This is a genomic window from Kordia sp. (genome assembly GCF_965283645.1).
Taxonomy (GTDB): Bacteria; Bacteroidota; Bacteroidia; order Flavobacteriales; family Flavobacteriaceae; genus Kordia.
In genome coordinates this window covers 4,365,577-4,385,527 of sequence record NZ_CBDIPG010000001.1, presented here as the reverse complement: position 1 = coordinate 4,385,527, position 19,951 = coordinate 4,365,577, and the positions used below count along the sequence as shown (strand labels likewise).

The 19,951-nt window shown below is 35.0% G+C and carries 14 protein-coding genes; 11 read left to right on the top strand and 3 right to left on the bottom strand.

Annotated elements, in window-relative coordinates:
- Positions 1-7: 7 nt before the first annotated feature.
- Together rpsG and rpsL are read right to left on the bottom strand one after the other, a co-directional pair.
- Complete coding sequence (gene rpsG, locus ACQ654_RS19515; RefSeq protein WP_430412025.1) at positions 8-484, bottom strand: 30S ribosomal protein S7; 477 nt, start codon at positions 482-484, stop codon at positions 8-10.
- A 24-nt stretch (positions 485-508) separates the two neighbouring features.
- Entirely contained in the window at positions 509-883 is a 375-nt protein-coding gene (rpsL, locus tag ACQ654_RS19510; RefSeq protein ID WP_007094992.1) for a 30S ribosomal protein S12, read from the bottom strand.
- A gap of 242 nt (positions 884-1,125) precedes the next feature.
- Here rpsL and ACQ654_RS19505 point away from each other — a divergent pair, with 242 nt between their 5' ends.
- The 10 genes from ACQ654_RS19505 to rlmB all read left to right on the top strand — a co-directional run bounded on the left by ACQ654_RS19505 (position 1,126) and on the right by rlmB (position 17,822).
- Positions 1,126-2,751: a POTRA domain-containing protein gene (locus tag ACQ654_RS19505; protein ID WP_430412024.1), complete on the top strand. Its 1,626-nt coding sequence runs from the start codon at positions 1,126-1,128 to the stop codon at positions 2,749-2,751.
- A gap of 173 nt (positions 2,752-2,924) precedes the next feature.
- The gene (locus ACQ654_RS19500) at positions 2,925-6,107 is read left to right on the top strand and encodes a SusC/RagA family TonB-linked outer membrane protein (RefSeq protein ID WP_430412023.1); all 3,183 of its coding nucleotides are present in this window, start codon (positions 2,925-2,927) and stop codon (positions 6,105-6,107) included.
- 11 nt (positions 6,108-6,118) lie between these two features.
- On the top strand, positions 6,119-7,807 hold the full coding sequence (locus ACQ654_RS19495) for a SusD/RagB family nutrient-binding outer membrane lipoprotein (RefSeq protein ID WP_430412022.1): 1,689 nt from the start codon (positions 6,119-6,121) through the stop codon (positions 7,805-7,807).
- Positions 7,808-7,818: 11 nt separating this feature from the next.
- The gene (locus tag ACQ654_RS19490; protein WP_430412021.1) at positions 7,819-8,718 is read left to right on the top strand and encodes a hypothetical protein; all 900 of its coding nucleotides are present in this window, start codon (positions 7,819-7,821) and stop codon (positions 8,716-8,718) included.
- 136 nt (positions 8,719-8,854) lie between these two features.
- Positions 8,855-10,480 (top strand): aryl-sulfate sulfotransferase, encoded by a 1,626-nt coding sequence (locus ACQ654_RS19485; protein WP_430412020.1) that lies wholly within the window; start codon positions 8,855-8,857, stop codon positions 10,478-10,480.
- Between the two features lie 367 nt (positions 10,481-10,847).
- Positions 10,848-13,895 carry a SusC/RagA family TonB-linked outer membrane protein gene (locus ACQ654_RS19480; protein WP_430412019.1) on the top strand — a complete coding sequence of 1,016 codons (3,048 nt, stop codon included), beginning with the start codon at positions 10,848-10,850 and terminating at the stop codon, positions 13,893-13,895.
- 12 nt (positions 13,896-13,907) lie between these two features.
- Positions 13,908-15,329: a RagB/SusD family nutrient uptake outer membrane protein gene (locus ACQ654_RS19475; protein ID WP_430412018.1), complete on the top strand. Its 1,422-nt coding sequence runs from the start codon at positions 13,908-13,910 to the stop codon at positions 15,327-15,329.
- A 13-nt stretch (positions 15,330-15,342) separates the two neighbouring features.
- Positions 15,343-16,155 (top strand): hypothetical protein, encoded by an 813-nt coding sequence (locus ACQ654_RS19470; RefSeq protein ID WP_430412017.1) that lies wholly within the window; start codon positions 15,343-15,345, stop codon positions 16,153-16,155.
- Positions 16,156-16,166: 11 nt separating this feature from the next.
- A complete protein-coding gene (locus ACQ654_RS19465; RefSeq protein ID WP_430412016.1) occupies positions 16,167-17,012 on the top strand; it encodes a hypothetical protein in 846 nt (281 codons plus the stop codon).
- A 72-nt stretch (positions 17,013-17,084) separates the two neighbouring features.
- The gene (rlmB, locus tag ACQ654_RS19460; protein ID WP_430412015.1) at positions 17,085-17,822 is read left to right on the top strand and encodes a 23S rRNA (guanosine(2251)-2'-O)-methyltransferase RlmB; all 738 of its coding nucleotides are present in this window, start codon (positions 17,085-17,087) and stop codon (positions 17,820-17,822) included.
- Positions 17,823-17,828: 6 nt separating this feature from the next.
- Here the strand turns inward: rlmB and ACQ654_RS19455 are convergent, their stop codons facing one another.
- Positions 17,829-18,578, bottom strand: a complete 750-nt coding sequence (locus tag ACQ654_RS19455) for a rhomboid family intramembrane serine protease (RefSeq protein ID WP_430412013.1) — start codon at positions 18,576-18,578, stop codon at positions 17,829-17,831.
- A 91-nt stretch (positions 18,579-18,669) separates the two neighbouring features.
- Between ACQ654_RS19455 and ACQ654_RS19450 the strand changes: the two genes are divergently transcribed.
- Complete coding sequence (locus tag ACQ654_RS19450) at positions 18,670-19,947, top strand: replication-associated recombination protein A (protein WP_430412012.1); 1,278 nt, start codon at positions 18,670-18,672, stop codon at positions 19,945-19,947.
- Positions 19,948-19,951: the final 4 nt, after the last annotated feature.

The window sequence follows — 19,951 nt, the reverse complement described above, 5'->3', positions numbered from 1 at the left end:
TGTCTGATTAAAATCTAAAATGTGAGAATGCTTTATTTGCTTCAGCCATCTTGTGAGTATCAACTCTCTTTTTAACTGCCGCACCTTCTTCTTTAGCCGCAGCTAATACTTCAGAAGCTAATTTTAAAGCCATTGACTTCTCGTTTCTTTTACGTGAATAGCTAATTAACCATTTCATAGCAATAGATACTTTTCTATCTGGTCTAATTTGCATTGGAATTTGGAATGTAGCTCCACCAACTCTACGTGAGCGAACTTCTACGTGTGGCATTACATTAGATAATGCTTCTTTCCAAATTTCTAAAGCTGATTTTTCTTCGTCTGTCTTCTTTTCATCTACAATAGCAATTGCATCATAGAAAATTTTGAATGCTACTGACTTTTTACCGTCCCACATTAGATTGTTCACGAAACGTGTCACTAATTGATCGTTAAATTTTGGATCTGGTAAAAGAGGTCTTTTTTTCGCCTTACTTTTTCTCATGTCTTTACATTAAAAGTTTTTAAATTACTTCTTTGGGCGTTTTGCACCGTACTTAGATCTACGTTGTGTTCTACCTTCTACACCAGCGGTGTCTAAAGCTCCACGAACGATGTGATATCTAACTCCTGGTAAATCTTTTACCCTTCCACCTCTAACTAATACTATCGAGTGCTCTTGTAGATTGTGTCCTTCTCCTGGAATGTATGCGTTTACTTCATTACCATTTGTTAAACGAACCCTTGCAACTTTACGCATTGCTGAATTCGGTTTTTTTGGTGTTGTCGTGTAAACACGCGTACAAACTCCACGTCTCTGAGGACAAGAATCTAAAGCAGCCGATTTACTCTTCTTAGTTATTTTGGCTCTTCCTTTTCTTACTAATTGTGAAATTGTTGGCATCTATTATTAAATATATTTTGATGTTAAAACCCTCTTTAGAGGGCGGCAAAGGTAAGTATTATTTCCAATTATTCAAATCTTAACGACTTAATTTTCAATAAGATTAATTTTTTAAAGCTTTTAAACACATTAAATCCTGTTTTTTTACGTTACTTTGACAACACTTGCATTCACTTTTTAGTTTGAAAAAATCGTCAATACATATTCTATTTTTATTTTTTTTGCTTTTTTGTTTTTCTTTTATGAATAGTCAAACATTAAACGTAAAAGGAAGCAATGAAGCTGAACAAATTATTATTGACGGTACAAATTACAGAACATCACACGAAAATATTAAATCTATTGTAGATGAACTCAATTTGCTTCAAAAAGAGTTTTTCACTATTGGCTATTTTCACGCTTCGTATTCGAAATTAGAAAAGTTGAATGATTCAGTTTACGAGAGTACCTTCAACCTAAATTCAAAATACACATCTCTTAAGATATACTACGAGAAGGAAAAAATGAACTTAGATGTATTAAGTGCGTTTAGTTTAGATTTTACCGATTCATATCTTAATATCGCACCAGAAAACCTTACTCCCTTTTTAGAAGCCTTAGTTGCTAATTTTCAGAACACCGGAAATCCTTTTGCAGAAGTACAGCTTAAAAACATTGTCAAACAAGATGATATTGTTATTGCGGATTTAGATATTAAAGTAATCGAAAAAAGAAGATTGGACAAGATTATCATTAAAGGGTATGAGAAATTTCCAAAATCGTATGTGAAAAATTATTTGAGACTTACTTCTAAAGTTTTCAATAAAGAAGAAATTACAACGCAAACAAAACGAATTGATCAACTACGATTTGCACGACAGTTGAAAGACCCAGAATTACTATTTACTAAAGATTCTACTACCTTATATATATATGTAGAAAAAGTAAAGAGTAATTTTTTTGATGGCTTTATAGGATTTAATTCAGATGAAGACACTGGAAACTTGAAATTGAACGGTTATCTTGATTTGAAATTGATTAATAATTTGAATTCGGGAGAAGAGTTTAATATTTTATGGAAGAACGACGGAAATAAGCAAACAAAATTTTTAGCAGATTTGAGAGTTCCTTATATTTTTAATTCTCCTATTGGTGTGAATGCGGCGTTAGATATTTTTAAACGCGACTCTTTATTTACTACTGTAAATACAACTTTCAGTACTTTTTATCAGATTAATCAAAATAATCAAGTTCATTTAGGAATACAACAAACGGAATCTAACAACCTTTTAGACGATAATTCCAATACTGCAATTGACGATTATAAGAGTTTTTTCACCACCGCAGGCTACACTTACAACAAAAGAAATAATAGTTTTAGCATATTTCCCAACAAAACTATTGTACAGATAGAAGGTCAGATAGGAAATCGAAAAAATGATTCAGAGAAAAACGAACAAAGTAAAGTTTCATTTACTGGAAATTATCTTTGGGAACTGAATAATAGAAATTTCATTTATATAAATAATACTTCCGAAGCATTATTCTCTGACACATACCTTACCAATGAGAAATTACGTTTTGGAGGAATTCAATCCATACGAGGTTTTAATGAAAACAGCTTAGAAGCGACACTTTATAGCACTATTAACACGGAATACAGATATATTTTATCACGCAACTCGTATGTACATTCAATTATAGACTTTACCTACTTCCAAGACGATTTAACAAATACAACTGCAAAATTGTACGGTTTCGGCTTCGGATTGGGGATTCGGTCAAAATCTGGACTGTTAAAAATTAATTATGCTGTTGGAAAAACTGACGACTCCAGCATTAAACTATCTGAATCTAAGGTTCATATAAGTCTATCTACTTCCTTTTAACAAGACTTAAACATATCTTTTCTTGAATTAGAGTCACTTTTTTCCTTAAAAAAATAGGAATATTAACATATTATTAGGATTTTTGGAATAGCTAATTCAAATAATTAACACAATGAGAACAAAGTTTAATGGAGTATTAACGCTTTTATTAGCGTTAATGGTGCAGCTAGCGCTTGCACAAGAACAAACTAGTCTCTGGTACTGTTTCCGACGAATCTGGTCTTCCGTTACCGGGAGCTAGTGTAGTAATCAAAGGAACGAATACAGGAGTCTCTACCAATTTTGATGGAATTTACAACATCAAAGCTAGTAAAGGACAGACTTTAGTATTTAGTTACATTGGTTACGGTAAAAAAGAAGTTGTAGTCGGAGCTTCAAACAAAATCGATATTTCTTTAGATCCTGCAGACAATCAGCTTGAAGAGGTGATTATTACTGCACAAGGTATTAAGAAAGAGAAAAAAGCCTTAGGATATGCGGTATCAACTGTAGACAGTAAAGACCTAGAGCAGAAAGCAGATACGGATATTGGTAAGATATTGCGTGGTAAAGCTTCTGGTGTTCGTATTACTGGTTCTGGAGGTGTATCTGGTAGTGGTTCTAACATTATTATTAGAGGGCAATCTTCTATTACTGGTGGAAACCAACCATTATTTATTGTAGATGGTGTTCCGTTTGATGGATCATCTGGTGGTGCAAACCAATCTGCAAGTTCAGCTGATTTCCAATCTGGTAACGTAAGTAGTAGATTTGCGGATATCGATCCTAACAACATTGAAAGCGTAAGTATCTTAAAAGGTTTAAGTGCAACTGCTCTTTATGGAGGTGAAGGACGAAATGGAGTAATCTTAATTACTACAAAAACAGGAAAAAATGCTAACAAAAAAATGGAAGTAACTGTAAACCAATCTGTTTTCTTTAACAGTATTGTTTTACCAGACTACCAAGATACTTGGGGTAATGGTTTCCAAAACGTATATGGAGCATTCTTTAGTAACTGGGGAGCTCGTTTTGATAGTCAAGAAACTATTGACAATGCGTTTAGAACATCTATCTTAAACAACTTTGGAGTTGAGCCATCTGTTTTATATCCTAACAGACCTGAGTTAGATTCTCCAACTGTAGCATACAGACCTTATGATAGTCAAGAAGATTTCTTTAAGACTGGTACTATTAGTAGTACTTCTGTAAACGTTGCCGGAGCATTCTCTGACAAAGGAAGTTTTAACGCTTCTTATGCACACGTAGATGATCAGTCATTTATTCCAAACAATGGATTACGAAGAGATAACTTCTCTGTTGGTGGAAACTTTAAAATGTCTAATAACTTTAGTGTTTCTGGTAAAATTAGTATTGCTAAAACAGATATTAGAAGTCCATTTACAGATGCTTCTACTGGTAGTGACGTAACGTCTTCAACTGCTGGAACTGGAGGTATTGCTTCTATTTGGAATATTCTTTACTTACCACGAAGTGTTGATATCAGCTTACCTTCACAACATCCTGTAACAGGAGAAAGTGTTTGGTATAGAGGTGGAAATGACCGTACAAACCCAGCATGGGTATTAAACAATACACAGGATAAAAACAGTACAGACCGTGTGTTTTCTAATTTTGTTGTATCATATGACCCAACAGATTGGTTAAAATTCATTTACAGACTTGGTATTGATAGTCAAAATACAAGATCAAGACGTGTAATTAACAAAGGATCAAATGATGGTTTGCATCCAAATGGATATTTACAAACAACTTCTGAGAGATTTACAATATGGGATCACTCTTTATTAGTTTCGATTGATAAAGAAATATCAGAAGACTTCGCTTTCCAAGGTACTTTTGGTGCTACAACTAAGCGTCAAATATTTGAAAGAGATGGTTCTGAAAGTAGAGATCAAATCGTATTTGGTTTATGGAATCACTTAAACTTTAGTAATTCAAGTACAATTATTGAAGGAACAGTATTTGCAGATAACAATCTTACATACCAAACATTTAGCGAACAAAACAACGTTGCCGCTTATGTTTCTGGAACATTCTCATATAAAAACTTTTTATATTTAAACACATCTTTAAGAAATGAATGGAACTCTACCTTAGAGCAAGAAAACAGATCACAGTTTTCTCCTGGTGTAAGTATGTCATTCGTCCCTACTTCTGCTTTCCCAGAAATCAGATCTGAAGGAGGTTTAAATTTCTTAAAACTTAGAGCAGGTTATGGTACATCTCCAGGTTTCCCTGGACCATATAATACAAGAAGTGTTATATCATTAGTTCCAAACATTTTCCAAACTCCTGCAGGAAACGGAACTGTAACAACAGGTATTCCAAATTTCTTACCAAACCCAGGGTTAAAACCTGAATTATCGAAAGAAATCGAATTTGGTCTAGAAACAAGATTCTTAAACAATAGAATTGGACTTGACTTTACTTATTATAGTAGAGATACTGAAAATCAAATTATCCAAAGACCTTTAGCTCCTGAAACAGGATACACAAGTACATTTACAAACATTGGTAATGTACTTAACAAAGGTTTTGAAATTGGATTTGACATTACTCCACTAAAAACAGAAGACTTTGAGCTTAAATTCACAGGTAGCTTCACGCAAAACGAAAGCGAAGTTAAAGGACTTGATGAAGGAGAGCAAATCCAATACGGAGGTATCTTCTCTACACCTACCAATGCCGCAATCAATGGACAACCATTAGGTGTTATTGTAGGTAGCAGAGTATTAAGAGATGCTGATGGAAATCGTTTAGTTGATGAAAACGGATATTGGATTCAAGATCCTACAAATGGTATTATTGGAGATCCAAACCCAGACTGGTTTACAACTGTAAATACAGGAATCACATGGAAAAACTTATCTCTAAACATGCAGTGGGAATACCAACAAGGTGGTGACATCTATGCTACTACTGTAGGAGCATTAGTTGGTAGAGGACTGGTTGAAGACACTGATTTTGATAGAACTCAAAGTATCGTATTACCAGGTGTTCGTCAATCTACAGGACAACCAAATGACATTCAAGTAACGTCAACTGAAGCATATTTTAACAATATTGGTTTTGGTGTTGATGAACTATTAGTTTATGATGCTACACACATTAGATTAAGAGAAGCATCTCTTACCTACAGATTACCAAAAAAATGGTTAGACAAAACTCCTTTCGGAAATGTATCATTTACGGTTTCAGGTCAAAACTTATGGGTAAAAGCATTCAACACACCTGATAGCGTAAACTACGATCCAGAACTTAACAGTTTAGGAGTTGGTAACTCTCAAGGATTTGACTACTTAACTTCTTGGAATTCTAGAAGATACGGTATGAGTATAAAAGTAACATTCTAAAAAAAATGACAATGAAAATAAAAAATAACAACTTATTTTGGTTGCTAGCACTAATACTTGTATTCTCTTGTGAAACAACAGAATTAGATATACTAGTAGACCCAAATGTACCAACGCCAACAACGTTGAACGAGAATGGAAGTTTAAACCTTATTCAGTTCAACTTTCAAGCTTTCTTTGCTGAAGCTACAGAAGCTGGAGCAGAAGCTGTACGATCAGAGTACATGTTTGACACATATGAAGTAAACTTCAATAATTCAAACGCAAATATAGCAAGCATGTGGACTACTGGATATGCTGATGTTTTAAATGAAGTGGAAGCTTTAATTCCTATTGCTACAACTAGTGGTAGCTATCGACACATTGGTGTTGCTAGAATTATTAAAGCATACACATTAATGACACTTGTAGATTATTTTGGCGATGTTCCTTATTCAGAAGCATTACAAGGCGATACAGGTACAGTATTTCCTAATGTTGATTCAGGATCTGATGTATATGATGCAGCTTTCGCTGAATTAGACTTGGCATTAGCTGATTTTGCTAATATTGATTCAGACCTAACTCCTGACTTTAATGATTTATTTTACGGAGAAGATAGCAGTGATACAATGGACAAATGGACAAAGTTTTTAAATACACTTAAACTTAAGTATTATTTAAACAAAAGACTTATTGATCCAGCAGGTTCTACCGCAGGAATTAATGCTATACTAGCAGCTGGAGATATCATTACTTCTAGTGCCGATGATTTCAGATGGGTATCTGGAACTTCATTAAATCCACAAAGTAAGCACCCATATTACGTTGAAGAGTATGAAGCTGCAAACACAGGTGAATATATTCCTAACTACTTAATGTGGGCATTAACACTTGAAAAAGGTACTGATGATCCTCGTTTAAGATACTACACATACAGACAAGTAAACTCGTTCCCAACAGATGCAGCTACATTAGATACTGAAATTGACTGTTGGAATGACCCAAGACCTGCTACATACGCGCCAATTGACGCAATGCAAGCAGTTCCATTACCATTCTGTTCATTATTTGGTAGAGGAGATGGATACTGGGGTAGAGACCACGCTAACAATCAAGGTATTCCACCAGATAACACTAAAAGAACTACGTTTGGAGTGTATCCAGTTGGTGGTCGTTTTGACGACAACGATGCTGAAAGAGTTAGAAGCGGACAAGGACTTGCTGGTGCAGGAACTTGGCCAATCATGCTAGACTCTTTCGTATACTTCATGAGAGCTGAAGCATCTTTATACTTAGGAACAGCTGATGATGCTGCCGCTATGCTTGAGCAAGGAGTTAGATCTTCTATGGAAACAGTAATTGGATTTTTACCAAACCCTGGAGATTTTACAAACACGTCAGATGCTACAGATATCAATGATTATGTAACAGATCTAATGGCTTCATACATGGCTGCGACTAATGACACAGAAAGAATGGCTATTATCGGTAAAGAATACTGGTTAGCTATGTACGGAAACGGAGTTGAAGGATATAATCTTTACAGAAGAACTGGAGCACCAACCAATTTACAACCTACATTACTAGGTACTGGTGGATTCCCAAGATCGTTCTTATATCCTAACGTAACGGTTGATAGAAATATAAATATCACTCAAAAACCTGGATTATCAGAACAAGTATTCTGGGATAACAATCCTGCTGGATTTATTCAATAAAAAAATAAATTATGAAAAATAAATTATTAAAATCATTCTTAGTACTTGGCGCTATGGCTATAGCGTTCAGTAGCTGCTCTGACGACGAGACATTACCTATCGACTTTGGAGATTTGATCAATACTGGAGTGCCTTTTGCTTCAGAAATCACTACAAATGGTTCTACAAATGTTAACAAATTAGACCCAGGTAGCTCAAGCTTCTCTAAAGACTATCAATTAGTTTCTCCAGCAGGAGGAGCAGATATTACTAAAGTAGAAGTATATGTTAGCTTAACAGGAGAAAGTATTAATGCAGCAGAAGCATTATTATACACTTCAGAGGCTTCAAGCTTTACATCTGCAGCAGACGCTCAATACCCAGAAGTAAACATAACCTTTTCTGGATCTGATATTATTACCGCTTTAGGTATTGATGCATCTAACCTAGAAGGTGGAGACACATTTAACTACAGATTAGCAGTTTCAAATTCTCAAGGTACATTTTCTGATGTAAGTGCAAACTTTGACAATCAATCAGCGGATCATACTTTTTCATCAACAGTTGTTTGTATTGCGCCACCACCTCCAGGTGTTTGGACAATAGATATGCATGACTCTTATGGAGATGGATGGCAAACTATTGGTAATAGCTCTGCTCCTATCACGATCACTTTAGATGACGGAACTGTATTTAAAGTTGGTTTATGTACTCCTTACGAGCCAGATACATTTGATTGTATCGATGAGGCAAATGACGGAACTGATACCATTACAATTCCCGTAGGAACTCTAACTGCAGATTGGTTTTTTCCAGGTGATAACTATGGAGAAATTTCTTTTGAAATCTATGCGCCAAGTGGAAACTTAGTTGCCGCTTACACAGCAGGATCTTCAGCAGGACCAATTGCATTAAACTTATGTAATGAATAGATTGGTTTAATTATAAAAATCAATTCGAAATATAAGCTGCCTATGAATTTTATTCATAGGCAGTTTTTTTTTACTCCAATATTCTTTACTTTTCACACTTGAAAATCAATTACGATTTCCTCAACCATAAATTGCTATGAAAAAATACCTTTTGCTATATGTCACTTTACTACTAACTTTCTGTATAAAAGCCCAAAACACTGTAGGAACCATTGTTAACAATCAAGGTACTTTTGACGGATATACACTCTATGCACCAGCCGGACACACGGAAACGTATCTCATCAATAATTGTGGAGAAGTTGTAAATCAGTGGACTAGCACCGTTTCTCCTGGTAATGCTGTTTATTTACTAGAAAATGGAAATTTACTTCGTGCAGGAAGAATTGCCAATGCAGCTATTAACTTTGGTGGAGTTGGTGGAAAAATAGAATTATATGATTGGAATAGCAATTTACTTTGGGAATACACCTACTCTTCTACTACTGTTTCACAACATCACGATGTATTTCCCATGCCAAATGGAAATATATTAATGCTAGCCGTAACTACTATAACGGAAGCTGAAGCAATTCAAGCTGGAAGAAATCCAAGTGAAATTAATCAAGGAAAACTGTTTAATGAACAAATTTTAGAACTTCAACCTATTGGTTCAAATACAGCAAATATTGTTTGGGAATGGAATGCAAAAGATCACTTAATTCAAGACTTTGATGCTACTAAAGATAATTTCGGAATCGTTGAAGACAATCCGCAACTACTTGATATCAATTTCCTTGGAAGTTCTGCAGGAAATGCAAATTGGCTACACTTCAACTCAATTCAATACGATGAAAGACTTGATCAAATTGTGATTAGTTCCAGACTTTTAAGCGAAATATACATAATTGATCACAGCACAACAACTGCACAAGCCGCTTCAAACACAGGAGGCGACAAAAATAGAGGCGGAGATTTCTTATACCGTTGGGGAAATCCACAATCGTACAAAAGAGGAACTGCCACTGATCAGAAATTATTTGGTCAACACTATCCACATTTCATTGCTGACGGACTAGAAGATGCACGAAAAATAATCGTATTTAATAATGGTTTCAGTCGTATTCCTAGTGTTTCGCAAATAGATATTATAACGCCACCAGAAGATTCTGAAGGTGTATATACATATGTTTCTGGAACTGCATATGGTCCAGCAAGCACAAATTATACCTACAAAGATCCAGTAGAAACCGATTTCCATTCACGAATTTTATCAAGTGCACAAAGACTTCCAAATGGAAACACATTAATTTGTGATGGTGACGATGGACGTTTTTTTGAAATTACACCAACAGAAGAAGTTGTATGGGAATACATAAATCCAGTAACACCTACGGGTATTCTTTCGCAAGGAGATGATTCAACAGCTTCTCCAAACTTAACTTTTAGAGTATTGCGATATGCAAGTGACTATGCTGCCTTTACAAATCGAGATTTAATACCAGGTCCACCAGTAGAACAAAATCCTAATCTTACAGGATGCACACTTTTAAACACTCCAACAGTTGAAAGTCAACCATTTTCATTAGTTCCGAATCCTGTAAAAGATATCATTACCATACATGGAAATATTGACAAAGTTGAAATATATAATCTATTGGGCAAATTGATCATTACTTCAAATCAAAACACAATTGATTTAAATACTCAGAAAACAGGTATGTACATTGTGAAAATGTATTCAAATACAAAAGTGACTACGGCAAAAATAATAAAACAATAAAATCCGCCCTTAAAAAGTCAAGAAAGAGCTTAAAAAATCTTTATACTGAAAAATCTAGGCCATTTTTAGTATTCCAGAAGCAATCTTAATGGCGGATCAACACTAAAATTCATAAAATATCTAGCTAATACAGAGTATTTTATCAATTTGTTAAGATATTTAACAAAACTCTACGATAATGATAATTTTATGTATTTTTAGATCGCAGCCCCTTCATTTCTAAGACTGTAACAGCTTTTTTTCATCCAAAATATGCCATCTATTTCAAAAAAACTTGCAATTCAATTTGATTTTTAAGAAAAAAAAATTGGATTATTAACATAAAATTAGGATTTTTGGCGATAGCTAATTCAAATAAATTAAAAAAATGAGAACAAAGTTTAGTGGAATTCTAACGCTATTCCTAGCGTTATTTGTGCAAATTCTGTTTGCACAACAACAGACTGTCTCTGGAACAGTAACCGATGACACCGGTTTACCATTACCAGGAGCAACTGTTTCAATCAAAGGTACATCCAAAGGTATAACTACTGATTTTGATGGTAAATATTCTATTAAAGCTGACAACGGGCAGACGCTTGTGTTCAGTTATATAGGGTATAAGGCAAAAGAAGTTAGAGTTACATCTGCATCAGTAGATGTACAATTAGAATCAGATAATACATTAGGAGAGGTAGTAGTCGTTGCATACGGGTCTGAAAAAAGATCAAATGTAGCATCTGCGATTTCTGTAGTAAAGTCTGAATCAATAGAGCAAGTTCCTGTTGCTTCTATAGATAACATCTTACAAGGACAGGCCGCAGGTTTAAACATCCAAACTAGTTCAGGTCAGCCTGGAGATAGTGGTACCATTTTATTAAGAGGTAGAAACTCTATTAATGGAAACCAAGAGCCTTTATTCATTATTGATGGAGTTCCTGTAAATGAAGATAACTTTAGAAGTATCAACGCGAATGACATTCAGAGTGTATCTGTATTAAAAGATGCATCTGCATCTGCACTTTACGGAAACAGAGCTGCAAATGGTGTAATCATTGTTACTACTAAAATAGGTAAGAAGAACTCTGGAACTCGTATCCAGTACAGAACTCTTTACGGACAATCAACTTCAATTGATCCTAACTTTGAGTTAATGAACTCTTTACAGTATTTGACATATAGAAGACAAAGAGGTTTTAACAGCTTCTCTGACACTCAAATTGCGGCATTAGCTGCTCAGACAAATACAAAATGGGAAGATTTATTATTAAGAACTGGTACTACATTATCTCACGAAGTTAACGTAACTACGGGTGGAGAAAACACTACTAGTTATACATCTTTAGCATATTTTGAGCAAGAAGGTATTACATTACGTAGTAACTTAAAGCGTTTCACGTTTAGAAATAACACGAACGTTTCTTCTGCGAACAACAAATTCAATTTAACGACTAACTTAACAATGGGTTATAGTGTTAATGATAATCCAGCAAGTGCAGGAACAGGATCATTAGACAATCCATTCATTAATGCTTACATTGGTAGTCCATCATTGAATCCTTTCAACCCAGACGGATCTTTAGATTTAACTGGAGACGGAACTACAGGATTCCAAAACTCACCAATCGTTGCCCTAAACACAGCAACTTTAAATACAGGTGTACAGGATGAATTAAAGATAGTTGGTAAAATTGGAGCTACTTTAGAAGTTGCTAAAAATGTTACTGTAGGAAGTTCTATAGGTATGGATTTTGAGCAAATTAATGCACTTACAATTATTACTCCTGGAAGTTTAAGAGGTTTAAATAATGATACAAACAATCCACCTGCTGCACTTATCAAAGGTTCGCATCAAGAAAATTTCACAAGAAACGTAACATTCAACACAAACGCTTTTGTAACTTACAAGAACACGTTTAGTGATGTACATAACATAGAAGTTTCTGCATTTACTGAATACGTAAAGCAACACTTTGACACATACGGATTTGAAGCTTTCGGTTTAGACCCTAAGTTACCAGGTGTTGGAGCTGGTTTTACATCAGGAAATACAACAGAAGGTCCTAACAGTGATCTTTACAACTATATCCCAACAGCTTTCTCTACGACTACAAATGGAGGTTTATTCTCTTACTTTGGAGTTGCTAAGTATGACTATGATGATAAATATGGTCTTCAAGCTTCTATTAGACGTGATGCTTCTTCAAGATTTAGTAAAACTAACAGATGGGGTACATTCTGGTCTGTAGCTGCTAGATGGAACATTCATAGAGAAAAATTCATGGAAAATGTTGATTTCTTAAATGAATTAAAGTTAAGAGGTAGTTACGGTACATCTGGTAACGATAGAGCTGGTGCACGTTTTGGAGCATTTGACTTAATCGGAACTACAGCTGCTGGAAACACTAACGGATCTGGTCAAGGATACCAAGGAACAAACGGATACTGGGTTGCTCAAATTGGAAATCCTGATTTAAAATGGGAAACATCAGTAAAAGCAAACATTGGAGTTGATTTTGCAATGTTCAAAAACAGATTAAGTGGTACTATTGATGTATACCAAACTACAACTGAAGATTTATTCTTGAATAGACCAATATCTACATTGGCTGGATTTAGTAGTATCAACGCTAACGTTGGTGAAATGCAGAACAGAGGTGTTGAATTATCTTTAAGCTATGACATCGTAAGAAGTGATGACAGAAAAGGATTCAAGTGGTCTGTTAACGGAAATATCGCAAACAACGTAAACGAAATCACTAAATTAACTGGTGATGGTTTAATTGAAACTACTCGTACTGCCTTATCAGAAGGTGACCCATTTGGTTCTTTCTACGCAGTTCGTTGGGCTGGAGTTAATCCTGCTAATGGTTCTCCATTATACTATGATATCGATGGTAACATTACAGATACGTATTCAGCTGATGATCGTGTGATTCTTGACAAAACTCAAGATCCAAGATTTGTTGGAGGTTTCGGAACTAATATTCAGTACAAAGGATTCTCATTAAATGCATTATTCACTTATGCTATCGACCAATACAGATATAATGGTAGTTTAGCAGTAGTTGAAGATCCAACATTAGTAGGTATCTCTAATCAAGCTACTTCAATCTTAAGAGAATGGCAACAGCCAGGAGATATCACAGATATCCCATCTTCTGCTTTTGGTTCAACTAGACTTTTATTAACTGACCGTTATATTGAGGATGCATCTTTCTTACGTTTAAGAAATGTTACTCTTGCATATACATTAGATAAGGACATTTTAGGGAAAACAAATTTATTTTCAAGTATAAGAATGTACGTTCAAGCACAAAACCTTTTAACTTGGTCTAAGTGGAGAGGATTTGATCCAGAATCAAACATTAACTCTACTTTCTTTGAATTCCCAACACCTAAAACATGGACATTAGGAATAGATGTTAACTTTTAAAAAAAAAAGAAAATGAAAAAAATAAATTTATCAATATTAATACTTCTGCTCGCATTTACCTATTCGTGTAACGATGCATTAGATATTTTACCTGAAAACACGATTCCTGAAGAGAACGCTTTTCAAACCGTACCTGACTTAGTCATTGGTATGAATGCAGTTTTTTCAAACTATGCACCAGAAGCTAACTTTGATTTTTCATCTATTTTAACAGATGATACAAAAGTTGGAGAAGATAATGGAGGACAGCGTATTAATGAGCACAACTTTGTTGTTACAGCAAATACATTTAGAGCTACTCAAATCTGGACAGGAAATTACGCGTTAATCAACAGTATTAACCGTATTATTGCTGCCGCAGGTAGTATTACTCCACAAGATGCTGCTGAACAAGCAACATATAATAACATTCTTGGTGAGCTTTATGCACTAAGAGCTATAGCTCATTTTGACCTATTATCATTCTACTCTCAGGATTACAATGCTGCGACTGAATCTGTACCTTACATTGATTATGTAGTTGTATTAGAGCAACCAGCTAGAAATACTGTAGGTGAAGTTTTAACAGGTATCCAAGCTGATATTACAACAGCACAAGGTTTCATTGATCCATCTATCACAGATGTAACAAGAATCACACAAGATTTCTTTACTGCATTAAGAGCTAGAATTGCTCTTTATACAGGTGATAACCCAACAGCTATTACATTATCTCAACAATTACTGAACAATTACCCTATTGCTAACCAAACGCAATATATTTCTATGTTCGATGATGAAGATAATACTGAAGTAATCTTTAAAGCTGATAGAGTAGTAGGAGATCCTTTAGCAGGTGGTACTTGGATGTTTACTAACAATGGAGGTTCATTTATTGAAGTTTCTAATGAATTAGTAAGTATTATCCCTGCAGGAGATGTTCGTAACACTACAATATGGACAAATCAAGATGCTACATTCAATGCTGATACTCAAGAGCGTGTAAATAAGTATCCTGGATCAGGTGGAAACAGATATTTAAATGATATCAAAGTTTTCCGTTCTGCTGAAATGCTTTTAATCAATGCTGAAGCTAAAGCTAGAACTTCTGATTTCCCTGGAGCTGCAATCATGATACAAACATTAAGAAGTGCAAGAACTGGAACAACTGCTACACTTCCTTCTTATGCTAATATCAACGAAGCTATCAATGATATCTTATTTGAAAGAAGAATTGAATTAGCTTTTGAAGGACACCGTTTCTTAGACCTTAAAAGAACTCGTGATATTACAGGTTCTGGAATCGTAAGATCTCAAGCTCTAAATGACTGTGGAGGAACAAGTGGGACGTCTAATTGTGATCTTGCTGCTAACGATCATAGATTTACACTTCCTGTTCCAGCTGCTGAATTAGATGGTAATGCTAATATGACTCAAACTCCAGGATATAATTAATACATAAGAAAAAATGAAAAATTTTATAAAATTATTTATCGCATGTGCATTTTTGGTGTCATGTGGTGATTTTGAAGAAGTGATCTATGATGGCGTAAATGGCCAGCCAATAGCTTTCTTTGATGAAACATCTTCTACTATAGAAGTTGAAATTAATCAAACAAATAGTGGTGAAGTAAAAATTGGTGTAAGTACACTATCTAGTTCTGACAGAACTATAACTGTAAGTGCTGATGCTGCTTCTACCGCTGATCCAGCTATGTACTCTTTCAATTCTACAGTAACTATTCCTGCTAATGAATATTTTGGAACACTTACTGTTACAGGTATTGATGAAGGATTAACAACAGCAGGTAGAACAGTATTGTTAAATGTGGAAGATTCTTCTGGAATTGTTGGAAGTACAGCATCTCACACTTTAACTTTAGTTGAAGTTTGTCCAACTCCAGATACTTATATGCTTGGTCAATACATGTTGCAAGATACTTCTGGATTAAATTTTACAGATGAAACTGTTACAATTGTTTCTACTGGACCTAATAGCAGAAGATTTCAAGCTACTTGGTATCCTGGATTTGCATTTGCTACTGTAGTTGACATAGATGTAAATTTAATATGTAATCAATTTAGTATTCAAGACGTGGATGATGTCAATGTTAGTTGTACTCAAGGAAATCCTCCATTTATAATCTTGACAGCTCCTGCACCTGCTGATAGATCTAATTACGATTTATCTTCTGACACGGTACTAACAGTTAATTATCTATTTGACCCTGAAAATTCATGTGGTACTGCTATTGAAACATTGACATTAACTAAAATATAAACAACCCTGTTATGAAAAAAATAATAAAAGCATTCGTCTTGCCATTAATTTTGGTACTTGCATATAGCTGTGCAAAAGATGATGATGGTAGATTTTCTTCTAATCCAGAATTAGGATGGATACAATTTCCAAGTGCATCTACAACACAATCTGTTAATAACGAATTGACTACAATTTCAATTCCTGTGAGCTTTACTGCTCCAATTAACAAGAGTGATCTTGATGTAACTTATACAATTGTAGACGTATTAGGATCTTCTAGTGATGCTGTTTCAGCCAGTGGTTCTGTTAAAATTGCCGCTGACTCTAATATAGGTTTAATCGAATTAAACGTAGTTCCAACTGCTGCTACTGCATTAGTAGCTTCAGATATTACTTTTGATATCGTATTACAATCAGCTACTAGAGGAATTTCTGTTGGATTATCTGATGGTTCTTCTACAACTACGCACACTGTAAACTTAGTATGTGACCTTACATTAGACCTTGGTGGAATGTACAGCGTAACTACTAACTACGGATACCATGATTTCTTACCTAGCTTCAACCCAAATACTGAAGTTACTGAAATCATCGATAACGGAGATGGAACTTTCTTCATTCAAGATTTCTCAGGAGGTCTTTACAATGGAGGTCCATATACAACTGCTTATGGAACTGGACCTACAAGTTTTGATGTAACATTCAGCAACTCTTGTAACAAAATCCAATGGACAGATCAATCTGATGGTTATGGAGCATGTGTTCCTCTAACTGGAGGTGTTAACGAAGTTAACATCGCTACTGGAGTAGTAACTATCTCTTGGTTCTGTGAAGGATACGGAGAAAACGGTGTATCTGTTTACACACCATTGTAGAAATAATATTTTATTACAATACATATACAAAAAACCACCCAATTGGGTGGTTTTTTATTTTATATTTGTCCCATGCAAAACAATAACACCCAAATATTTGGTATTAGAGCTATTATAGAAGCTATAAACTCTGGAAGCACTATTGATAAAGTTTTTATACAAAAAGGTCTTAGAGGTGAGCTATTCAGCGAATTAGACCAACTTTTGCGCACAAACGCAATCAGTACTTCGTTTGTGCCACCCGAAAAACTAAACAGGCTTACCAAAAAAAATCATCAAGGAGTAGTGGCGTTGGTTTCTCCTGTAGAATTTCATGATTTGGATACCTTAGTGTTAACTGTTATTGAATCTGGGCGTGTACCAAAATTTTTAATATTAGATCAACTAAGTGATGTACGTAACTTTGGTGCAATTATCAGAACTGCCGAATGTACTGGTGTTGACGGAATCATCATTCAGAAAAAAGGTGGTGCTCCTGTAAATGCCGATGCCGTAAAAACATCCGCTGGTGCAATTTTTAAAATGCCTATCTGTAAAGTAGATCATATCAAAGATGCCATCTATCATCTTCAAAGTTCAGGAATACAAATTATTGCCGCAACTGAAAAAGCCCAACACAATTTGTATGATATTGATTTTTCTGTACCTGTTGCCATTGTAATGGGATCAGAAGGAAAAGGTGTTTCGCCTTCAATCTTAAAAATTGTAGACAACCAAGCAAAATTACCCATGTTAGGTGAAATTGCTTCCTTGAATGTTTCTGTAGCCTGTGGCGCATTTTTATATGAAATTGTAAGACAACGTCAATAAGATAAATTACTCTTCTTCGTCTGTTTTAGCGTTTTCTACATAAATGTAATTCACCTTTAGTGTAGGCAACTCCGCTTCTACTTCATCAGGCAAAATCTCAATGAAGTTTCCATGCTCGTCAAAATGTTTCATAAATGGATCATTATCTGGGACAAACTCTTCCTTTTCCCATTCATAGGTGTCTTTTACATATACAACTGGTAAAAAAACAGCCAGTAAAAATCCTGTGACAAATCCACCTAAGTGACCTTCCCATGAAATCTTTTCTTCAACAGGAAATAAATACCACAACATTCCACCATACAAAAACATAATAATTAGTGAAAGCGCCACAAATCGGTAATATTTGGTAATAATCCCCTTAAAAAATATAAAACTCATCAACACATATATAAATCCACTTGCACCAATATGATTGGCTTCTCTACCAATAATCCATGTCAAAAATCCAGAACCTAGTAATCCTATAATAAAAATTGTCCAACGTTGCGATCTGTAGAAATAAATAACGGCGGCACTCAACAAAAATAATGGAATCGTATTATTCCATAAATGTCGCATGCTACCATGAATAAAAGGACTTAGTAAAACACCGCGCAATCCGGTAAACGTTCTTGGATACACTCCATAATTATTAAATCGAAACCCGAAGCGAACTTCTGTCCAAAACACAAACCAAATGATCAGTATAAACAGAAAAGGTAGTAAAACTACTTCTGGCGTAAACACAAAAGGGTGTTGTTGTTTGGACTTCATATAAAATTTTAAATCAAACAGTCAAAAAATTAGCCAAGATTAGTTCGCATGAAAAATTGTCACTTACTTACGAATATCTTATTTTTATCCCATGAATGAACCATTAGCAGAACGCATTCGTCCCAAAACACTTGAAGACTATATAAGTCAGGAACATCTTGTGGGAGAAACTGGTGTACTAACACGCCAAATTCAACAAGGAATTATTCCTTCACTCCTACTTTGGGGACCACCAGGAACCGGAAAAACTACGCTGGCAAATATTATTGCAACTACTTCTGGGCGTCCATTTTATACGCTTAGCGCGATAAGTTCTGGTGTAAAAGATGTGCGTGAAGTTATACAACGTGCCAAACAAGATGGTGGTTTATTTACCACAAAAAATCCAATTTTATTTATTGATGAAATTCATCGATTTAGCAAATCACAACAAGATTCATTGCTTGGCGCTGTAGAAAAAGGGTGGGTTACATTAATTGGTGCAACTACAGAAAATCCAAGTTTTGAAGTCATTCCTGCACTATTATCACGTTGTCAAGTATACATTTTAAATCCTTTTGGGAAAGATGATTTAGAACGATTGCTAAAACGTGCTATTGTTGAAGATGCACAACTTTCACAAAAGAAAATTACGCTAAAAGAAACGGAAGCCTTGCTAAAACTTTCTGGTGGTGATGGACGAAAACTGCTAAACATTTTTGAACTTATTATCAATTCGGAAGGAACGGAAGAAGTTACAATTACAGACGAACTCGTTTTAAGTCGTGTGCAAAAAAACACGGTTTTATATGACAAAACTGGTGAACAACACTACGACATTATTTCTGCTTTTATAAAATCGATTCGTGGAAGCGATCCAAATGGTGCCGTGTATTGGCTAGCCAGAATGATTGAAGGTGGCGAAGATGTAAAATTTATAGCAAGACGAATGCTCATTTCGGCAAGTGAAGACATCGGAATTGCCAATCCGACCGCTTTGGTTATTGCAACCAACACGTTTCAGGCAGTTTCTATTATTGGATATCCCGAAGCACGCATCATTTTAAGTCAATGTGCCGTATATTTGGCAACTTCCGCAAAAAGTAATGCTTCGTACATGGCTATTAAAAAAGCGCAAGCAATTGTTAGAGAAACTGGCGATTTGTCTGTTCCGTTGCATTTGCGAAATGCACCAACAAAACTGATGAAAGATTTAGGATACGGTGAAGATTACAAATATTCGCATGATTTTAACAACAATTTTGTAGCGCAAGAATACCTTCCAGATGAAGTCTCAAACACTAAAATATACAATCCTGGAAGCAATCCACGCGAAAATAGCCTTCGTGATTTCTTAAAAAATCGTTGGAAAGATAAGTATGAATACTAATGAG

Bases quoted from the DNA above. Each gene is read 5' to 3' on its own strand.
- rpsG (WP_430412025.1), bottom strand. From the start codon at position 484: ATGAGAAAAAGTAAGGCGAAAAAAAGACCTCTTTTACCAGATCCAAAA.
- rpsL (WP_007094992.1), bottom strand. From the start codon at position 883: ATGCCAACAATTTCACAATTAGTAAGAAAAGGAAGAGCCAAAATAACT.
- ACQ654_RS19505 (WP_430412024.1), top strand. From the start codon at position 1,126: ATGAATAGTCAAACATTAAACGTAAAAGGAAGCAATGAAGCTGAACAA.
- ACQ654_RS19495 (WP_430412022.1), top strand. From the start codon at position 6,119: ATGAAAATAAAAAATAACAACTTATTTTGGTTGCTAGCACTAATACTT.
- ACQ654_RS19490 (WP_430412021.1), top strand. From the start codon at position 7,819: ATGAAAAATAAATTATTAAAATCATTCTTAGTACTTGGCGCTATGGCT.
- ACQ654_RS19485 (WP_430412020.1), top strand. From the start codon at position 8,855: ATGAAAAAATACCTTTTGCTATATGTCACTTTACTACTAACTTTCTGT.
- ACQ654_RS19480 (WP_430412019.1), top strand. From the start codon at position 10,848: ATGAGAACAAAGTTTAGTGGAATTCTAACGCTATTCCTAGCGTTATTT.
- ACQ654_RS19475 (WP_430412018.1), top strand. From the start codon at position 13,908: ATGAAAAAAATAAATTTATCAATATTAATACTTCTGCTCGCATTTACC.
- ACQ654_RS19470 (WP_430412017.1), top strand. From the start codon at position 15,343: ATGAAAAATTTTATAAAATTATTTATCGCATGTGCATTTTTGGTGTCA.
- ACQ654_RS19465 (WP_430412016.1), top strand. From the start codon at position 16,167: ATGAAAAAAATAATAAAAGCATTCGTCTTGCCATTAATTTTGGTACTT.
- rlmB (WP_430412015.1), top strand. From the start codon at position 17,085: ATGCAAAACAATAACACCCAAATATTTGGTATTAGAGCTATTATAGAA.
- ACQ654_RS19455 (WP_430412013.1), bottom strand. From the start codon at position 18,578: ATGAAGTCCAAACAACAACACCCTTTTGTGTTTACGCCAGAAGTAGTT.
- ACQ654_RS19450 (WP_430412012.1), top strand. From the start codon at position 18,670: ATGAATGAACCATTAGCAGAACGCATTCGTCCCAAAACACTTGAAGAC.